We start from the raw sequence: 19,364 nt of genomic DNA, 5'->3' as shown, positions 1-19,364 counted from the left end.
GATCGATAAAGATTTCATTTAATAAAATCTGATTACCAGTGAGTTTCAAGTTGTATTGGCTGCTCCGATCTTATCAAAAATTGAATAAGAAAAAATTAACAGCGTTTTAAGAATTACATCTGTAATTACAATTTTCTTTGAAGGACTTTCTATAATTGCGTCTGTGTGCTAAGACTAATTTTAATAATATTTTATGGAAAGAAAGACAATTAATAGATTGATTGGTTATGGTATCTTGATTTTTACAGTAGGATATATATTGGGGCTTACCGTTTCTAAATATCTTCAGTTGTTAGTGGTGGTAGGTTCTCTATCCACATTTGTGGGAATATTTTATTTTTTCAAACCAGTCAAGCTTCGGGATGAATTTCGAAAGGACCCTAATGATGATATTCTGACCTACTTCTGGAATGCAATTGTTCTTAAATTTTGGACATTTATCTTCTTTGTTTGGATGATAATTATGGATATTGTTTTATTTACAATCGGATTCCTTGAATGAAAGAAACTATTGCCATGAGCTAAGTTGGCTATGAATGACTCAGTTTGGCTAAATATAAAGGGACCTTTTAAAAACTTTCAATACGATTTCCATATTTCATTTACTCAACCATAAACCCCTACTCATCCACAAGTACATCTACAGGATTAGTTCTGGCAGCTTTTATTGATTGATACCCGATGGTAAGCCAAGCAATACATACTGTGGCGCAGCCTGCTATGAAATAGGTAATAGGGTGCTGTTCTACTTTATAGGCAAATCCTGATAACCAGATATTCATAGCATAAATAGAAATGGGCACGGAGAGAACAAAAGCGATAACAACTAGTAGTGAAAGGTCTTTAGATACTAGCAGTAAAATGTCTTTTATGTCGGCACCTAGTACTTTTCTTACTCCTATTTCTTTGAATCTGCGTTCGGCAATAAACACAGAGAGTGCATAAAGCCCCATGCAGCTGATAAATATTGAAATAAAGGCAAAATATTTAATCAGATTGAAAGTCTTAAAATCACTTTGATACTGTTTTATCAGGTGGTCGTTTAAGGTAAAGGCTTCAAAAGGGCTGTCTGGGATTACCGTTTTCCAGATAGCCTGCAAGCTGGCCATGGTCTCTGAGTAGTTATTTACATCTGTTTTTACAATAAGCTGTGCCACTTCACCATTTCGGTATACTAGCATGGTAGGCTTTATGGTTTCATGAAGAGAATTTTGATTAATATCATCTACCACACCTACTACATGATAAGTGTACTCTATGTTGTTCCATTTGCTGTATAAATCCTGATCTATCACTTCCTCAGGGGTGAAACCAAACTGGTTCACTGCTTCTCGGTTGAGTATGATACGGGTAGTAAGCGAATCATCTTTTATGTTTTCTCTAAAATGCCTTCCAGCTATTAATTTCATGTGCAAAGCTTTAATGTAGTCATCATCTACTTCGTTTTGGTATATATGAATCGCCTCGTCCATGGTTTCACCGCTTTTGTGCAAAAACAGATCACTGAAAATGAACTCTCCGGGTATGTTATCTCCGCCGCCTACTTCTGAGACTTGAGCCAGTTTTTTGAATTGTTCTTTAAGCACGGGAGCTTCCTTATTGAGGTCGTTTGCTAGTGGAATAACCACTTTAGAGGTAGGCTGAAATCCTAAATCTTTATTCTTTATAAACGCAACCTGATCTGATATGACTAATATGGCACTGATGAGAGCTATAGATATCACAAATTGACCGACAACCAATATTTTTCGAAGCAGCGCTGCCCCGCCTTTATCTTTGTTTTTGCCTTTCAATACGGATGTTGCCTTAAAAGAAGACAGGTAGATGGCCGGATAAATACCAGCTAAAAATGCTGTAATAAAAAGAAATATAGCCATGTATTCTATTATCAGTGGCATGTTTTTAGCGTTGAGCGTAATAGGCTGATCTACCAGCTGATTAAAGACAGGCAGGGTTAAGCTGGCCAGGCAAAAGCTAACTATTAAAGAGACCAAAACCACCATAAACGATTCACCTAAAAATTGTGAAATTAGGCCTTTGGTTGATATCCCCATTACTTTTCTTACGCCTACTTCAAGGGCACGTTTACTGGCTTGAGCAGTAGAAAGGTTGATGTAATTAATACAGGCCAGCACCAGAATGAGGATGCCTATACCTATTAAAACATTAATGAAAGTGAGGCTTATGCCTGTTTCTTCACCGCTATTAAAAGTGAGGTCACTGGTATGAATATCTTTTACGGGCTGTAAGGCCATTTCTTTTGCTATTCCATACGCCTTCATGTCTTCAGCTCCATTTCTTCTAAATATTTGATCTATTTTTTCTTCTACAGGCATAGTAGAAGCACCTGGTTGTAGTTTAATATAGGTTGAGGTGAGGTTATTAGTGACCCACTGAGGAGAGAGGTAGGTGATGAAGTTTTTCCAATCAGTGTTAGATAGCGATATGATGAAGGAGGGGGATAGGTGTGTATTAAAGCTGCTTTTGTCATATACTCCGGTCACTTCAAACTCTGAAACTCCCATGCCAGTGCTGATCTTCACAGATTTACCAATAGCATTATTTTCACCAAAAAGTTTATTAGACCATTCCTTTTCTAGCACTACGGCATTTCCATGAGGCAGTGGCATATCAGAATTGCCGGCAATAATATCATAGTGTAATACTTTAAAAATAGATGAGTCTGCTGCTGCCCCTCCTTTAATGTAATAAGAATCAGTGCCTACATAAATGATGTCTTTGCCGAATGATTCGGTGTTAATTACTCTTGAGGCTACTTCTATTTCAGGTATTTCTTGCTGAATTGCTGGGGCTACAGGCACAGAGCTGGTAGCTAATTGTAGCTTATTACCTCCTGTTTGGGTTATTTCAGAGGTAATACGATATACGTTTTCACCATGCTGTTGGTCATAACCTAACTGTTCAGAAACATAAAGGAATAGAAGTAGGCAACAGGCTATACTGACTGATAGACCTAAAATGTTAATGGTGGTAAAAAGCTTATTTCTTACCATGTTTCTAAGTGCAATCTTGAAGTAGTTTTTTAGCATAGTGGCGGAATTTCAAAATACTTAGTCAATACATATGTCATTAATTTAACTGATTGATAATCAGTTATATGTGGATTTATTTTTATTGGATTGTGAAATTAGAGGTGCTCGATTGCAAACACTTTTGGTCAGAATCGAACATGTTTTGGGAAGTATACTTCAGTTATGAGCGTAAAACAAAAAAAGCCCTCAAAGTTCCTAAGAACTCCGAGGGCTTCCAACTAAAGCGGGACAGCTTTTGATTATCGGGGCACTAAATCATTTCCATCCGCCGCCTAACGCACGGTAGATATTAACTACCGCATTCTTTTGCTGCATTTTGGTTTCTACCAATTCAAATTTTGATTCTAACGCATCTCTTTGTGTCATTAAAACCTCCATATAATCAGCACGAGCCGATTTAAACAGGTTGTTAGAGATGGTAATAGAGCTGGTAAGCGCATCTACTTCCTTAGATTTTAGATCGTAACTTTTTGCCAAGTTGTCAATTTTCGCCATTTGATTAGCTACTTCTATATAGGCATTTAAAATAGTTTGCTCATAGTTATATACTGCCTGTACTTGTTTGGCATTAGCACTGTTATAAGTGGCTTTGATCTCATTTCTGTTAATCAAAGGAGCCATAAGATCACCAGCTACAGAGTATATTAAAGACTCAGGTGTGGTAAGTAAATACTTAGCATTGAAGGCATTATATCCCACGCCAGCGCTGATGCCTAAGGAAGGATAAAATCTGGCTTTAGCCACTTTTACATCTAGCTTAGAAGCTGCAAGCTCTTTTTCCGCTTCTCTGATATCCGGCCTGTTGGCTAATAGCTGAGCAGGTAAACCAGCGGCAATGTTTTCTCTTATGAAATCATCATTACTAAACACTTCATAATCACGCTCTACATGCTGCGGGTAGCGGCCTACCAGGAAGTTGATCTTGTTTTCAGCTTCTACTATTTTTTGCTGAATATCATACTGAAGGCTTCTGGTATGAAATACTTCTGCTTCAAACTTTCTTACGGCCAGCTCGGTAGCTCTACCTGCCTTTTTTTGCATTTTTACTATGCCCAGTGCATTGCTCTGGATATTAATATTCCTCTGTACTATGGCTAACTGATTATCTAGCGCCAGCAGTTCATAGTAAGAGTTGGCTATTTCTGCAATAAGGTTAGTCACCATAAAGTTTTTACCTTCTATGCTAGATAAGTAGCGCATAAGTGCAGATTTCTTGGCATTGCGAAGCTTCTTCCAGATGTCGACCTCCCAGTTAGCCACAGCCTCTATGGCTAAATCTCCTAGAGGGTCAGGTGTTTCTACTCCTGGTTTTATGTCAGTAGTAGCATCATTAGCTCCTTGGCTGGTGTATCTACCTACTTTTTCTAGTTCAGCTCCTGCTCTTACGCCTAAAAAGGGTAAGTATTCTCCTTTTCTGGCTCTCACTTCATTTTTAGCAATATTAATTTCCTGTAAAGTGATGTTGAGCTCCTGATTATTACTTAAAGCCGAGTCAATAAGTGCTTTTAAGTAAGGATCAGAGAAGTATTCTTCCCATTCTATGGAGGCCACGTTAGTAGAATCTTGCGAGTCATTATAACTCGCAGGGGGTTCCATATTGGCCGTTTTCTCTATTGCCGTGGGAGTTTTACATGCCGCAAACGAAAGTGCTATGCACGTAACTCCTATGTATTTATATATTCTTTTCTTATTTATGGTGTACATAGTCTTCTGTTAATGGATTATCATCTTCATCTTTTATCAGCTTACGACCAGAGGCTATTTTTCCGAATATTACATATAGGCCGGGTATTATTATTACCCCGAATATGGTTCCGAAAAGCATACCTCCCAGGGCTGATGAACCGATAGTGTGGTTACCAATGGCTCCTGCTCCGTGAGCTAATATCAAAGGAATAAGTCCTGCGATAAAGGCAAATGATGTCATGAGGATAGGTCTGAAACGTACCCTGGCACCTTCAATGGCAGCATCGGGTATGGAGAAGCCTTCTCTGTATTTCTGTACCGCGAACTCTACAATAAGCACGGCGTTTTTACCTAATAATCCTACCAGCATGATCAGACCTACCTGGGCGTAAATGTCATTGGCCAGCCCCATAGCTTTGAGTAATAGGAATGAACCGAAAATACCCATAGGCAGAGACAATAGTACGGCCAGTGGTAATATGAAACTTTCATACTGAGCAGCCAGAACCAGGTACACAAATACAGATACGATTATGAATATGTATAATGACTCATTTCCTCTCTGTGCTTCGTCATAAGACAACCCTTCCCAGGCTATGTCATAACCTCTAGGCAAGGTGTTAGCAGCTACTTCTTTGATAGCCTCTATGGCATCAGCAGTAGTATAACCTTTTGCAGGAAGCCCTCTGATGGAGGCAGAATTGTACATGTTATAACGAGTGATTTCATTCGGTCCCTGGCTTTTCTTCAATTTCATGAAGGCAGAGTAAGGTACCATTTCACCATGATCGTTTTTAATGAACAGGTTCAAAACATCAGAAGGCAGTCTTCTGAATTTAGGATCTGACTGTACGTATACCTTAAAGAATCGGCCGAATTTAATGAAACCCTGCTCGTAGGTACTACCTATCAGAATGTCAAGGTTCTCCATAGCATCGCCTATAGAAACGCCTTTTTGCATGGCTGCTTTGTTGTCTATCTCTAATTCATACTGAGGATAGTTAGCCGCGAAGAAGGTGAATACACCGGTAAGCTCTTTTCTCTTTTTAAGATTAGCGATGAAGTCTTTATTGATTTTATCGAAATCCTGATAATCAGTGTCAGTTGTTTTGTCTAGCAAACGCATAGAAAAACCACCTGAAGAGCCGAAACCAGGAATAGCTGGTGGTTCGAAAAATTCTATGACAGCGCCTAGTCCTTTTGATTTTTCTTCCAGCTCTTCCATGATCTCGGTAACAGAATGCTCTCTTTCTGACCAACCTTTTAAGTTGATAAGACAAGTACCTGCGTTAGAACCACGTCCTTCAGTCATGATCTCATAACCAGCTAGTGAGGTTACAGATTCTACTCCGTCTATTTCTTCACATATCTTCTGTAAGTTTCGAGAAACCTCATTGGTTCTTTCTAGTGTAGCTCCCGGAGGTGTTTGTATAATGGCATAGATAGTTCCCTGGTCTTCACTAGGAATAAATCCGCCAGGTAATATTTTGTTAACAAAGAATATACCCGCACAGAATAATAAAAGTACTCCCCAGGTTACGGCTTTTCGGTTAACAATCTTCTTCAATAAATTCGCATACCTACCTGTAAGCTTCTCAAAGCCTCTGTTAAAGCTATCCAGCCCGCGGTTAAGGATATTTCTCTTCCTTTCTTTACCATGATTGTTTTTCAATAGCATGGCACAAAGTACCGGCGTAAGCGTTAAAGCTATGAGTGCTGAGATAACTATAGAACTGGCCATAGTGATAGAGAACTGACGGTAGAATGTACCTACTGGGCCAGACATAAATGATATAGGTAAGAACACAGATACCATTACTGCAGTAATAGCTATGATAGCACCACTGATTTCTCCCATTACCTCTTTTACCGCTTTATACGGATTGAGATGCTTTTCTTCCATTTTGGCGTGTACCGCTTCTACTACCACAATGGCATCATCTACCACTATACCAATAGCGAGTACCAGAGCAAAAAGCGTAACCAGGTTAATGGAAAGCCCGAAAAACTGTATTACGAAAAAGGCTCCTACTAATGATACCGGCACTGCCAGAATCGGGATCAGGGTAGATCTCCAGTCGCCTAGGAATATAAACACTACGATGGCTACAAGAATGAAGGCATCTCGTAAGGTATGAATTACTTGTTCTATGGAAGCATCCAGGAATTTAGATACGTCATAAGTGATTTTATACTCAAGTCCTGGAGGGAAGTTCTTCTCCATTTCTTTCAGCTTTTCTTTCACTGAGGAGATTACTTCGCTGGCGTTACTACCGTAGTTTTGCTTTAATACAATAGATGCCGAAGGGTGTCCGTCAAGGTTAGAATAAATATCAAAAAACTCACTTCCTAGCTCTACTTTAGCTACATCTCTCAGGTGTATACTTTCACCCTCAGCATTCGCTCTTATTATGATATCTTCATATTCTTTAGGGTCGCTCAAACGGCCTTTATAGGTCAGCACATATTCTAATGACTGAGATTCAATACCTGAACTACGACCCAGCCTACCAGGTCTACCTACTATACTTTGCTCTGCCATGGCTTCCATCACTTCATCTACAGAAATGTTATAAGCCCTCATTCTGTCAGGGTTAAGCCATACCCGCATGGCGTACCTACGGCTACCAAGTATCTGAGAGTTTGCTACCCCTTTTGTTCGGTTAAGCTCCGGCACCATTTGCACGTTAGCATAGTTGTAGAGAAACTTCTCATCCATGCTTTTATCCTTACCATAGATGTTAACATACATCAACATACTAGGCTGTATTGGGGTAATAACCACACCTTCTCGCTGTACCAGTTCAGGTAGTAGTGGCATTACGCGGTCTACCCGGGTTTTTACCCGTATTACGGCCTGGTTAGGGTCTGTGCCTGGTTCAAAAATTAACCTTAAAGTGGCCTCACCAGCACTGGTGGCATCGGTGGCCATATATCTCATGCCCTGTGTGCCGTTAATGGAATTCTCCAGGGTGATCAGGGTAGATTTTACTAGCACATCAGCACTGGCACCAGGGTAGGCTATGGCTACGTTTACGGTGGTTGGGGCTATCTGTGGATATTGCGAAATAGGCAGCTGATTGATAGCCAGCGTACCTATAAAAACTATTATGACCGATATGACTATGGCAAATACCGGCCGGTGTATTATCTTTTTAAACATAAAATCGTGTCTTTATTGTAATACTTGATTACTCGGCGTAGAGATCCAGGCTATTAATAGCTGTTTGTGGTTTCACAAAATCATATTCGATTTCGTCTCCATCTTCTACCAGGCGAAGGCCTTCTAAAAGTATTTTGTCGCCTTCTTTTAGGCCATCTTGTATGGCATATAGGTGAGGCATTTCTGCTTTTATAGTGATAGGTCTTGCCTTCACTACATTCTCATCAGTAATTACAAAAACATATTTCTTCTCTAACACCTCAAAAGTGGCTTTCTGAGGGATTAATAAGGCATTTTTAAGTTCTTTAGTCATTAAAATACTACCTGTTTCTCCGTGTCTCAGGAGTCTATCGGGGTTAGGGAAGGTAGCTCTGAAAGGGATGTTACCTGTTTCGTTATTAAAGTCAGCTTCAATAGTTTTAACCTCTCCAGGGTAGCCAAAAATCTTATTATTAGCCATAAGGAGCTTCACATTCATGGTGCTGTCTCCTTTTACTTTAGTTTTATAATCAAGGTATTCTGCCTCTGGTACGTTAAAGTACACCCACATTTCACTGTTATCAGAAAGGTTGGTAAGCAGGTCTTCTTCATTAATTAAACTACCTGGTCTTACATGGAAACGGTCAATAATACCATCAAAAGGAGCTCTTATTTGAGTGAACCCTAAGTGTACATCGGCCAATTTCAGTTCTGCATTCGCTTGTTCAAATTTGGCTTGAGCCAAAGCAAGTTCATTAGGAGAAACAATGTTGCTGTCTGCTAATGATTGTGTATTTCTAAGCTCTATTTCTGCTGCTTTAGCTTCAGCCTTAGCCTTAAGCTTTTCGGCTTCATATAGTTTGGGCATAATCTGAAATAATAGTTGCCCTTTTTTTACATTTTGACCTTCATCTACATAAATGTCATCCAGATAACCCTTTTCCTGTGCTCTAAGCTCTATATGACGGATTGATTTTATTTGGCACACATACTCTTTAGTTAGAGAGGTGTCCATCCGAATAGGACTGGTCACAGAAAATTTTACTTCTTCCTCCGTTTTTTCTTTCTCTGAGTGGCAACTTGTGAAACACAATAAGGCACACAAGCCCATAAGCATAAGAATTTTGTTCATAATAATTCCGCTTTTAAAAATTGCTGTTTAAATGATAAGGTTGTATTGCAAATTGATTTTGAGGCATGATTATACATGATACCTCGAGGCCTTTTGGATTTGAAAAGGCCTTAATTGAAAAATTGTATTCTTGGGATTTCAGCGACAGAGGGTGCCGCCTAATCAGTATTTATATCAGAGTCTGATAACTCTCAGCAGGAGAAACCACTTGAATGAAGAATCATACGTGAAGTGCTTCCAAAATGGAACCTGCCTATTGCTAGACTCAAAAAATTCAGCCAGCTGCTCATGAAAAAGTATGCTAAAGTAGTGTGTTATTTCCAGGTGTTTTTTCCCGAAAAGCAATTCATTTTCTTCTACTTCATTTTCAGTAATCTCAATGATATGCTCCCCTTGTTGCTGTCCGCTTTTATCTTTTTGTATGGTATTGATTTTACCACTAAAGTTATCTTTTGGGGAGGGTTGCTGAAGTTGTTTACGTGTGCAGGCATAGTTAGCTTGTCCCTGCTCCTGAGCCAGGCTCATCAGGGTGTTTTCGCTTATAAGGGAAAAGCTTAAGAAAAGGAAAAATCTAACTATCCACTTTTTCATCAGACTTCAAACATACAGAAAGGCTATATGCCAGTCAAGAGAGTGCCCCTGCCCACAAGAGGAGGAAAGTTTGGAAAAGATACTTTTCATTCTGAAATCAATAGTAAAAAGACATTTTATAGGTCTTGCGGCCACTTTTTTAGCGGAAGGAGGTCCTGCTCAGCTCAATTGTTAATAAAAGTTAAACTTCTGATTTGCGGGCTGGTCACGTCTGATTTGCTCTAAAAATGGTCATGAGTAACAGGTTGGAACCTTACTGATTTTTACTCAAAAAAAGAGGCGTAGATGACCTGCTTTTGTAGTCGTTAATAGCCCTCTAAAATATCAGTAAAACTTACGCTTTTAATCAGAACCCTACATGTAAAATAATTATGCAGGAATTGATTCCTTACGCTGAAATTAATTAGGTAAATTATATAAGCTACTGAATGACAACGCGCTAAAAACTATTATTCTCTTGAATTCCCTCAATTCAATAAATACAATTTATAAACTAAACCTATTACTGTTATGGAAAACCATTATGATGGTGCAGGAGCCCGTGCGGCATCCTCCACCTGTTTGAGAAACATCTATGTCTTTATTTTTCTCTGTTTTATTAGCACATCCTTTACTTACGGGCAGCATACCTGGGATAATGTCGCCATGGGCGGTGGTGGATTTGTCTCGGCTGTAATAGCAGCACCAAATGATCCTAATGTCTTTTATGCACGTACTGATGTGGGCGGTGCTTACCGGTGGGATGAAGCCTCAGCTAGCTGGGTGCCCTTGCTAGATTGGGTTTCTAGCGATGAAAGGGGGCTGCTAGGGGTAGATGGAATCGCTATTGATCCTAATGAGCCCGGCAGGGTGTATATGCTGGCAGGTACATCCTATTGGAACGACGGCAAGACCATGTTTTTGCGGTCTGATGATTATGGTAATACCTGGGACAAGATTAATGTTACCAATCAATTTACTGCTCATGGTAATGGCATGGGGCGTGCCAATGGAGAGCGGCTGGCTGTAGACCCTAATAACAGCAATGTTATTTTTTGTGGCACCCGCTTCAATGGCCTTTGGAAAAGTACTAACCGGGGTAGCTCCTGGTCACGAGTAACCTCTTTGCCAGTAACTACTACGCCGAATGGAAGTGGAGTGGCTATCGTTACTTTTGATGCGTCTAGTGGTTCTGCAGGTGTGAGCCAAACTATTTACGCTGGTGTGTCTCGCCCTGATGATAATCTATATGTAAGCCATGATGCCGGAAGCACCTGGCAGCTGGTAGCAGACAGGCCTACACAAGGAGATATTATGCCTCAGAGAATGGCGCTTTCCAGCGATGGAGAAGAACTTTATGTTACTTACGGAAATGGAGGAGGGCCACATGCCATGTTGTGGGATGGTGTTACGGAGTACTATAATCGAGGGGCCATCTATAAGCTCAATGTGACTTCTGGAGTCTGGACGAACATCTCTCCTGAGAATTTTATGCTTGATCTTGATAAAGTGACGGAAGGCGAAGATCAGGTGCATTATGGAGCCTTCAGCGGTATTTCTATTGACCCTAATGATGAAGATCGAATTTTGGCTACCTCTATAAACAGCTATAGAGGCCCTCAATATTGGAATAATAATGGTACTTATCAGGATTCATGGGGAGATAATATTTATTTAAGTGAAGATGGAGGGCAGTCATGGAGAGAAATGTTTCGATATTATTGGCAAGAAGGAGGATCAACTCCTGATTATGATATACTAGATGATAATGGCATTCCCTGGATAAGAGGTAGTAATATTCACTGGAATGGAGCTGCTGTTATTGATCCCTTTAATGCAGAAAGGGCTTTTGTTACTGCGGGTAATGGCATGTGGGCTACTGAGAATTTAAGCGACTCTTATGTTACCGTAGAGTGGAGAGATAATTCTCAGGATTCTGTATGGCATGGAAAGTCTACCTGGCAATTTCAGGCTCATGGTATTGAAGAAACAGTTCCTTCGGATGTTGTAACTATCCCAGGAGGCCCTACAGTTTCAGTAATTCTTGATTATGATGGTTTTGTGCACAATAATCTAGAGATTTCACCTGTCAATGGCCGTCATAAAACCAATGTATCAGGTTCTTTATATGCGCTGGGGTCTACTACAGGCCTGGATTATGCCGTTGAGGGTGAAGTGCTGGTGAAGGCTGCCAGAACCAGAGAAGTGATTACGCAATACAGTACTATTCCTATAGGGCCTGTGCAGTGGTCAGAAGATGGTGGCCTTACCTGGAGTACGCAGACTTATATTTCCAGTCCGCCGGCTTCGCTGAGCGGAGGTAAAGTAGCTATTTCTACTGATGGAGCAGTTACCTTATGGGCGCCAGAGCAGAGTACATCTATGTATAGATATGAAAGCTCAGCCTGGACCACAGTAAGTGGCTTATCTTTTTCGGGAGGAAGGCCTGAAGCTGATAAGGTAAATGCTAACAAGTTTTATGCGTTTAACCCAGCGGATGGAGCCTTTTATGTAAGTACTGATAAAGGGGTGTCTTTCACTCAAACCGCTACCTTGTCTACCGGCTCTTTTGAAACGGTGAGGGCGGTGCTAGGTCAGGAAGGACATGTGTGGGTGCCTTTAACCGAGAATGGCCTTACCAGAACTACTAACAGTGGGCAGTCTTTTACTGCTATATCGTCGGTTTCTTATTGTGAAGCGGTAGGCCTGGGTAAAGCAGCTCCCGGAGCCAGCTACCCTACGGTGTTCATATTTGGAACGGTGAGTGATGTTACCGGCGTATTTATGTCTACTAATCAGGGAGCTAGCTGGGTACGGGTAAATGATGATGAGCATGAATATGGAGGTCTGGCCAATGGAGAGTTTGTGCAAGGTGATTTAAATGTTTTCGGGAGAGTATACATGAGTACAGCAGGCCGTGGTATTGTATATGGAGAGCCTTCTGGAGGGCAGCCAGTCAATACAGCACCTACAGCCTTGTTTACAGCCGATCCTGTTTCTGGCTCTGATCCTTTGTTGGTAGAGTTTGACGGTAGTGCATCTTTCGATGCGGATAATGACCCTTTGACCTATTCTTGGGACTTTGGTGATAGCAATAGTGGCTCGGGAGAGATGATTTCTCATACTTATATGGCACCCGGCAGTTATACTGCAACTTTAACAGTTTCAGATGGACAGGCCACTGATGATTATAGCCTGGACATCACGGTTAATTCAGTCGATACCGTTTCTAACTCTGCTCCAGTGGCAGTAATTTCGGCTTCAGCTACAGCAGGTGAGCTGCCATTAGCTATTACTTTTGATGCTTCCTCCTCTTCAGATGCTGACGCTGATCCACTGACTTACAGCTGGGATTTTGGTGATGGAAGCCTGGCTTCAGGAGTATTAGCAACCCATACTTTTTTATCAGAAGGAGTGTATAATGTGGTGCTTACAGTAGATGATGGCCAGGGTGGCTCTGATAGTGATAGTATAGAAATTACAGTAACAGCACCTACTACCGGCGGTGGAGATTGTGAGTTTGGAACGCCATTATCGGCCGCTTTGCCTTCAATAAATAATACTTATGATTATGTTCATGTGCTGGGTACTGGAGGACCTAACCTAAGTAATGTTAGTAATATGGGTATTAACTGGAGTCTTCAGCATAATTCTGTCTGGCAGTTCTCTATGTCTACCAATAATGGATCTCCCAGCTGGTGGAATGATTTAAGAACCGTATCTACCATATCATTTGTTACAACTTCTCCTTCTATTACTTTTCAAAACTCAGGATTTGCTGGCTTGGATGGAGCTTATTATGTGGCAATAGATGGAGATAATTTTGTTATGGTATCTCAAAGTGGCGATTTTGCTATTTACTTCAGTGATAGTGCTACGCCGCCTTCTTGTTCTTCTTCATCTGCTCGTTTAGCAAGTGTAACACCATCTCAAAAAGAAGGATGGAAAGTTTACCCTAATCCATTGCAAGGTGAATTGTTGCAAGTGAATTATCCTATACACGATGAATCTCAAGAGGTTTTATTTACGATTTTGAATTCTTCCGGACAAGTGGTGTTTAGTGAGGTATATGATGCCAGTGGTCAGGGAGTTATTCAGGCTGAGCTATCACTGAGTAGTTTAAATAAGGGATTTTATCTGCTTCAGGTAAGGGAAGGAAAGAGGATAGAAACCAAGAGCTTTGTGAAGCCATAGATTTCAAATAGGTAAATTGAAAAATAAAAGGGGCTGTCTCAATGTAGCATTTACTATTCTAGTAACTACAGTGGAGACAGCCCCTTAATCATAGTGAATTACTCTACAACAATGGATAATGTAGTTACTTCACCGCTATCTATTATTCTTACCAGGTACATTCCTTTGTGGAATCCGCTGGTAGGTATTTCAAGTCTGTTTTCACCTTTGCTGATAAACTCAGCAGCCACTTTACCAGAAAGGTCCATTATCATGATTTCGGCATCAGGATTAGTTCCTTTCAGATAAAATCTGTCTTTGGCAGGATTAGGGAACAATGAAATTTCTTCCATAGGAAGTTTTTCTTCAGAATTTCCTATTCTGGCAGAAGAACTGGTTCCGTTTATTTCAAAGTGGGCCCATGCTACTGAAGATTCAAAATGAATATAATAGTTTCCATTTATGGGAGCAGGCATACTGTTAGACCAAGTATTAGTATAGTCCACACCGTTAATAGTGATGGAAGTAGTGTTCCAAGAGTTAATGTAGCTTACATTACCACTTACTACCCAGCAATATTCTCCTGCACCATCAAAACTAAAAGGCATGGTTATAGGAGTAGGAGAATCACAAGCCAAATCTGGTTCTTCTTCTACTTCTATTTCTTCTGTAGCCGTATCAGTAAACTCACCATCTGAAACGGTCAGGGTAATGGTGTAACTTCCTGATGTTGAATATGTTTTTGAAGCAGTTACGCCACTTCCAGATGTGCCATCTCCAAAATCCCAGCTGTAAGTCAGCGGATCTGAATCTGGATCTGATGAAGCACTAGCATCTACTGATACGGTTAAAGGGGCTTCTCCTGAAGTAGGAGTAGCAGTAAAGGCAGCAGTAGGAGCGTCATTGCCAGGAGAACCCACTTCTATGGTTATTGTAGCCTCATTAGAAAGTCCTGCGCTGTCAGTTACTGTAAGGGTTACATCATATGATCCTGGTGTTGTGAATTCATGAGTGGCAGTAGCGCCTGTGGCTACACTTCCATCTGCAAAATCCCAAGCGAAAGTAATAGGATCTCCATCAGGATCGCTTGATTCAGAACCATCAAAACTTACTAGTAGTGGTGCGTCTCCTGAAAGTACATCTGCAGTAGCTACGGCATCAGGAGCATGATTGACATCTGAGCCTTCTCCGAAGAACATACCATAGATAGCATTGGCAATAGCCACATCGGCCTGAGCCCAATATCTGTGGTAGTAGGTAGTGTAATCAGTTCCTGAATTGTAGGCTGCTTCCAGAGCTGGAAAGTCAGGGTCGTTTCTGTAGTCTGAGCGGATGTCTAAGAAAGTGATACCAGGCTCAATGTCATCGCCATTAGGCATTTCACCACTCCAGCCAGCAGGCACATACACCTCTTGCTCGAAGAATCGATCATAATCACCACGGGTCTCAGGGTTAGAAACACCTATGCCGTTTTCATCCCAGTAGTTATCCCATACTCTATCCAAAAGCTCTTTAGCCAGGTTTTGAGCATCAGTATCTAATGTACCCCATTTTTCAGTAGCGGCAGCATAGTAAGTAAGTGTTCTGGCCAAGCAACCAGCTACACCTACATCCTGACTGTAATCCAATACAGCAACATGCAGACCTGTGTTAGGCATTGGGTTGGCAGCATTCCAAGTGTTAGGAGCTCCTGTCCACTCTAGAGTAGAGGGCAGTTGGTAAGTTCCGCCAGTAAGGTTAACAGCAGAGATCACCCAGTCAACCCATTTATCCATTACTTCTGCAGCACGAGGATCATCTACTATGTAATAATACTCAGCCATACGCTCCATAGACCATGCTTGCCATCCAAACCAGGTGTTACTACCCGGATCATTGTAAACAGGACTTTCAGTATATGCCATGTCATAAAATGTAGGAGTTCCGGCAGGGTAAGCACTGTAGTCTCCATTCCAGCTGTTAGTAGCTCCACCAGCTATGGCACCTTCGTCTGACTGTAACCACTGGTAAAATTCTAACTGTCGCTCAAGACTGGTGCCCCAGTCTCTGGCTCCATTAGGAGTGACAGGCTTTAAAGGGTCAAACTCACTTAAAGCATAAGCTGCCACAGGGTTTTGGTATCCAAAGTGGTTATGGCTACAGCCAATTCTCCAAGCCCAATTTTGAGAAGTAGAGGTAGGGCCACCCCATGCATAATACCATGACATTAGATAGTGAGCGCTTTCATAACCAGTGGCCCCTGGAGCAGAAGCACTTTGAACCCCCATCGGTTTAAAATATTTATCAAACATAGCTAACCTTAAAAAGTCACCCATTTTACTGGCTTCAGCTACAGGTAGCGTACTTTCAGGGTCTAAACCTTGTTCTTCAGCCCAAAGGTATGCCCAATACATTACTTGTACCGCTCTGGCATCAGCATCAGGAGCATTAGTATATTTCCACTGAGCAGCAGGTGCTTGTGCTTCCTCAGTAAATAAATCCAGGTAGCCGTACTGACCTCCGAAGTTAAACTCATCCCAAGAGGGCTGTGGTATAGTTTCCCATACTGATTCTTCTTCACCTCTTTGGAAGGTGTTAATGTAAGAAGGAGTGCTTACACCATCACCTTGGTTTCCATAGCCATAGAAGTTATCACTATCTAATAGCCAGTGCATACCATAAACTCTATCTCCGTAAGCTGCAGTCAGCTCAGAAGAAATAGGATCCTGACCTACAGGAATGCCTGGCTGCAAAGGAGATGGGTAGTATGAAGGAAGAGGGAATTCTGCAGCATAAGTGGCAGGTGAATTCGGGTTATAGTTTCCGGCTGTAGGCTGTAGCTCAGTAGTAGGGATGATGTTGTCATCCATATTTTGCCATGCAGCATTCAGAGGTTGCCAGTCGCCTTCTATTTTGCCATAAAGGGCTTCCATCCATAGCCAATAAGAGTAGGTTTCACTTACAGTCTCATGTCCATAGTCTGGTGCTTCTACAATGAGCGTCTCTACAGAGTGATAAGGAACTCCATCAGGGCTAAAATAGCCATTGGCTGGGTTGTTTACCTTTTCTCTAAGCTGTAAAAACCGCTCTAAATATTCGTTGGTTTGGCCCACGGCCGAGTGGATGCTCATGATAAAGCACACCATGCATAATGAATAGATGATTAATGGTTTTTTCATAAGTGTTATCGTTTATTATGATTAAAAGTTGGTTTTCGATTTAAAAGGATTAAGGCAATACAAGGCCAGGCTGCTTTTGAAAAGCAGCTATCAGGCTCTTGAGGTATTTTGTGTTTTAGTCTTTGAAGATTACTTGTTCTGAGTGAATAATCTCGCTGTTATTGAGCACCTGAAGTGTGTATAACCCGGGGGCAATCTTCGGCTCTATGGTATGTATATTAGCTACGTTATTTAAGGTTTCTTCGTAAGTTAACCTGCCCTGAGTATCATAAATGATAACCTGCAGGCTTTCATACTTATCCGTTTGAATGGTAATAGCTCCTGCAGTAGGGTTAGGGTAGATTTTCAAAGAAGTATCCTTAATCTGATCTGATGCTAACCTGGCATTGCTGGTGTTAGCATTGATTTCCAAATGAGAATAAGCGAAATTGGCTACATAATGAATGTAATAGCTGCCGTTTATTCTAGTGGGCATGGTGTTAGACCAGGTGTTGGTATAGTCTGAGCCATTGATTTCTACCTGCTCCATATTCCATGAGTTGACATAGCTTATGTTGTCAGAGGTTATCCAGCAGAAATTGCCCGATCCTTCATGGGTGAAAGGAAGGGAAATTTCTGTGGCATTTGAACAGGGGCCTTCATTATCTGCTTCTGCCTGGCTTATAGTTACCGAAGCAGAGATTCCTTCACCGCTAACTATGACCTCAGCACTTCTTTCTGAGGAGGTATTAGCGCTTACTGAAATGTCTATGTTTCCTGAGCCGCTGCCTGTTGCAGGGCTGATGGTTATCCAGCTGACAGTAGTGCTTGCAGCCCAGCTGATGTTAGATGATATGCTTAAGGAAGCTGTAGCTGAACCTGCCTCAAACTCCAATGACTGAGGTGATAAGGTTAAGAATAAGCTATCTGAGCTGCTGGCATTTTGTGATACTTCAATAGTTCTTACTATGTCGTTGCCGGTAAGGGTAATATTTCCACTCCTTGCAGTTGAATCGGTATTTTCTGTTACTGATACTGTCAATGTGCCATTTCCAGAGCCGCTGGTGGGAGATAGAGATATCCAAGATGTGGAGGTGCTGGCTGTCCATGAAATATTTGATTGGATAGAAATTTCTGAACTTGCTGAAGAAGCACTAAAGCTGATTGAGCTAGTGGAGGTAATGAGTTCATCGGCAGGCGGACCTACATTGCCATTGGGAATCATAGGAGCTAAGTAGGGGGTAAGCTTCTCCATTTTCCAGTCTACTATATTTACCCATGAGTAGTCTAAAAGACCTCCTGTATCTCCTGAGTTAGGATTCCAACACCAGAAAGTCCATGAATAGTCATTGCCCATGTATTCCAAAAAGGAATCGAACCAAATTTCATCCGCTCCTTCAGAATCTCTTATTCCAAATTCGCCTATAAGTAGTGGAGAAATGTCCTGATTATATAAGTATCCGAAGTGCTCATCCCAAATTCCAGGCATGTTGCTAGGGAAAGCAGGATCTGTAAACCAGTCTTGAGGGAATACCGTTGGGCCATACTCATGTGGTGAGTACATGAGCTTATTGGGCACGTTCAATTGTACAGGATATTGAGCCGCTCCTATAAGGTTACCGCCCCACCAGTACACATCGCCAAGGTGCTCTTCTGTGCCTTCCACTAATATGAGTACATTGGGGTTAACAGCTAAGATCGCATTTCCGCATCTTTCTGCGGCTTTGTTCCAGTCAGTCGCGGGGTTAGAGTTGCCCCAGGTAGCACGATCATGCGGCTCATTATTAAGATCCATGCCTATTACGGCATCATAATTTTTGTATCTATTAGTCATAAATACCCAATCATCTATCCATTGGCTTTCAGGCACGGCACTGGTGTACCACAGGTCTTCTTCCATGTAAGCGCCGGGGGCACGAGAATGGTTGTCTAATATGATTTTCATATCATTTTCCTGACACCATTCTACAATGATATCCATAATTTCTATAGGCTGTGATTTGGTGGCTGCTTCAGCATTCATAGGGCTAACACCTGTGTAAGGATCTGTGCCAAAGGAGTTGACAGAGGCAGTAGCTCCCGGCGCCAGCATGGCATTACACCAAGGGATACGGATGCAGTTAAATCCCTGATCTTTTATCTGAATAAGCATGCTTTCAAGGTCTCTGGCCCACAGCCCGTGAGGAACCAGTTCATTGGTCTCAAAGCCAAACCAGTTTACCCCTGTGAGGCGCACCTCATTGCCATTGGCATCTATAAGGTGGTCTCCCTCAGTACTGAGGAAGTTTTGAGGGAGACCTGGGGATGGAACTAGTACGAGTAAGACAAAGGTTAGGGTGAGGTGGTTTAGTAAATTCTTAGTAGTGTAGTAGAGTTTTTTCATATCCACGTGGTTTTAGGTTTGTTCATTGAAGTTACCTCCTTTATTCAATGAACATAGTCACTATTTTATCAATCAATTAAACTATTGT

9 protein-coding genes are annotated in these 19,364 nt (G+C 41.4%); 2 read left to right on the top strand and 7 right to left on the bottom strand.

The features are described from left to right. Positions 1-193: 193 nt before the first annotated feature. Positions 194-502, top strand: coding sequence for a hypothetical protein (locus LVD15_RS03505; protein ID WP_233778935.1), 309 nt, complete (start codon positions 194-196; stop codon positions 500-502). A 118-nt stretch (positions 503-620) separates the two neighbouring features. Here the strand turns inward: LVD15_RS03505 and LVD15_RS03500 are convergent, their stop codons facing one another. The 5 genes from LVD15_RS03500 to LVD15_RS03480 form a co-directional block, all read right to left on the bottom strand. Beyond that, positions 621-3,050 carry an ABC transporter permease gene (locus tag LVD15_RS03500; protein ID WP_233778934.1) on the bottom strand — a complete coding sequence of 810 codons (2,430 nt, stop codon included), beginning with the start codon at positions 3,048-3,050 and terminating at the stop codon, positions 621-623. A gap of 258 nt (positions 3,051-3,308) precedes the next feature. Next, positions 3,309-4,748 carry a TolC family protein gene (locus LVD15_RS03495; protein WP_233780925.1) on the bottom strand — a complete coding sequence of 480 codons (1,440 nt, stop codon included), beginning with the start codon at positions 4,746-4,748 and terminating at the stop codon, positions 3,309-3,311. Further along, the gene (locus LVD15_RS03490) at positions 4,741-7,902 is read right to left on the bottom strand and encodes an efflux RND transporter permease subunit (protein ID WP_233778932.1); all 3,162 of its coding nucleotides are present in this window, start codon (positions 7,900-7,902) and stop codon (positions 4,741-4,743) included. Before LVD15_RS03490 ends, LVD15_RS03495 begins: the two co-directional genes overlap by 8 nt. A gap of 28 nt (positions 7,903-7,930) precedes the next feature. Next, complete coding sequence (locus LVD15_RS03485; RefSeq protein WP_233778930.1) at positions 7,931-9,013, bottom strand: efflux RND transporter periplasmic adaptor subunit; 1,083 nt, start codon at positions 9,011-9,013, stop codon at positions 7,931-7,933. Positions 9,014-9,187: 174 nt separating this feature from the next. Beyond that, complete coding sequence (locus LVD15_RS03480) at positions 9,188-9,604, bottom strand: hypothetical protein (RefSeq protein ID WP_233778928.1); 417 nt, start codon at positions 9,602-9,604, stop codon at positions 9,188-9,190. Between the two features lie 510 nt (positions 9,605-10,114). Between LVD15_RS03480 and LVD15_RS03475 the strand changes: the two genes are divergently transcribed. After that, positions 10,115-13,777 carry a PKD domain-containing protein gene (locus LVD15_RS03475; RefSeq protein WP_233778926.1) on the top strand — a complete coding sequence of 1,221 codons (3,663 nt, stop codon included), beginning with the start codon at positions 10,115-10,117 and terminating at the stop codon, positions 13,775-13,777. A gap of 98 nt (positions 13,778-13,875) precedes the next feature. On the opposite strand, the gene LVD15_RS03470 is transcribed toward LVD15_RS03475, so the two are convergent. Beyond that, complete coding sequence (locus LVD15_RS03470) at positions 13,876-16,914, bottom strand: glycoside hydrolase family 48 protein (RefSeq protein WP_233778925.1); 3,039 nt, start codon at positions 16,912-16,914, stop codon at positions 13,876-13,878. 115 nt (positions 16,915-17,029) lie between these two features. Further along, positions 17,030-19,276: a cellulase family glycosylhydrolase gene (locus LVD15_RS03465; RefSeq protein ID WP_233778923.1), complete on the bottom strand. Its 2,247-nt coding sequence runs from the start codon at positions 19,274-19,276 to the stop codon at positions 17,030-17,032. Positions 19,277-19,364 lie beyond the last annotated feature (88 nt).

This window comes from Fulvivirga maritima (assembly GCF_021389955.1).
GTDB lineage: Bacteria > Bacteroidota > Bacteroidia > Cytophagales > Cyclobacteriaceae > Fulvivirga > Fulvivirga maritima.
Note: the sequence above shows the minus strand (reverse complement) of the source record. Positions and strands in the feature narration are given on the sequence as shown.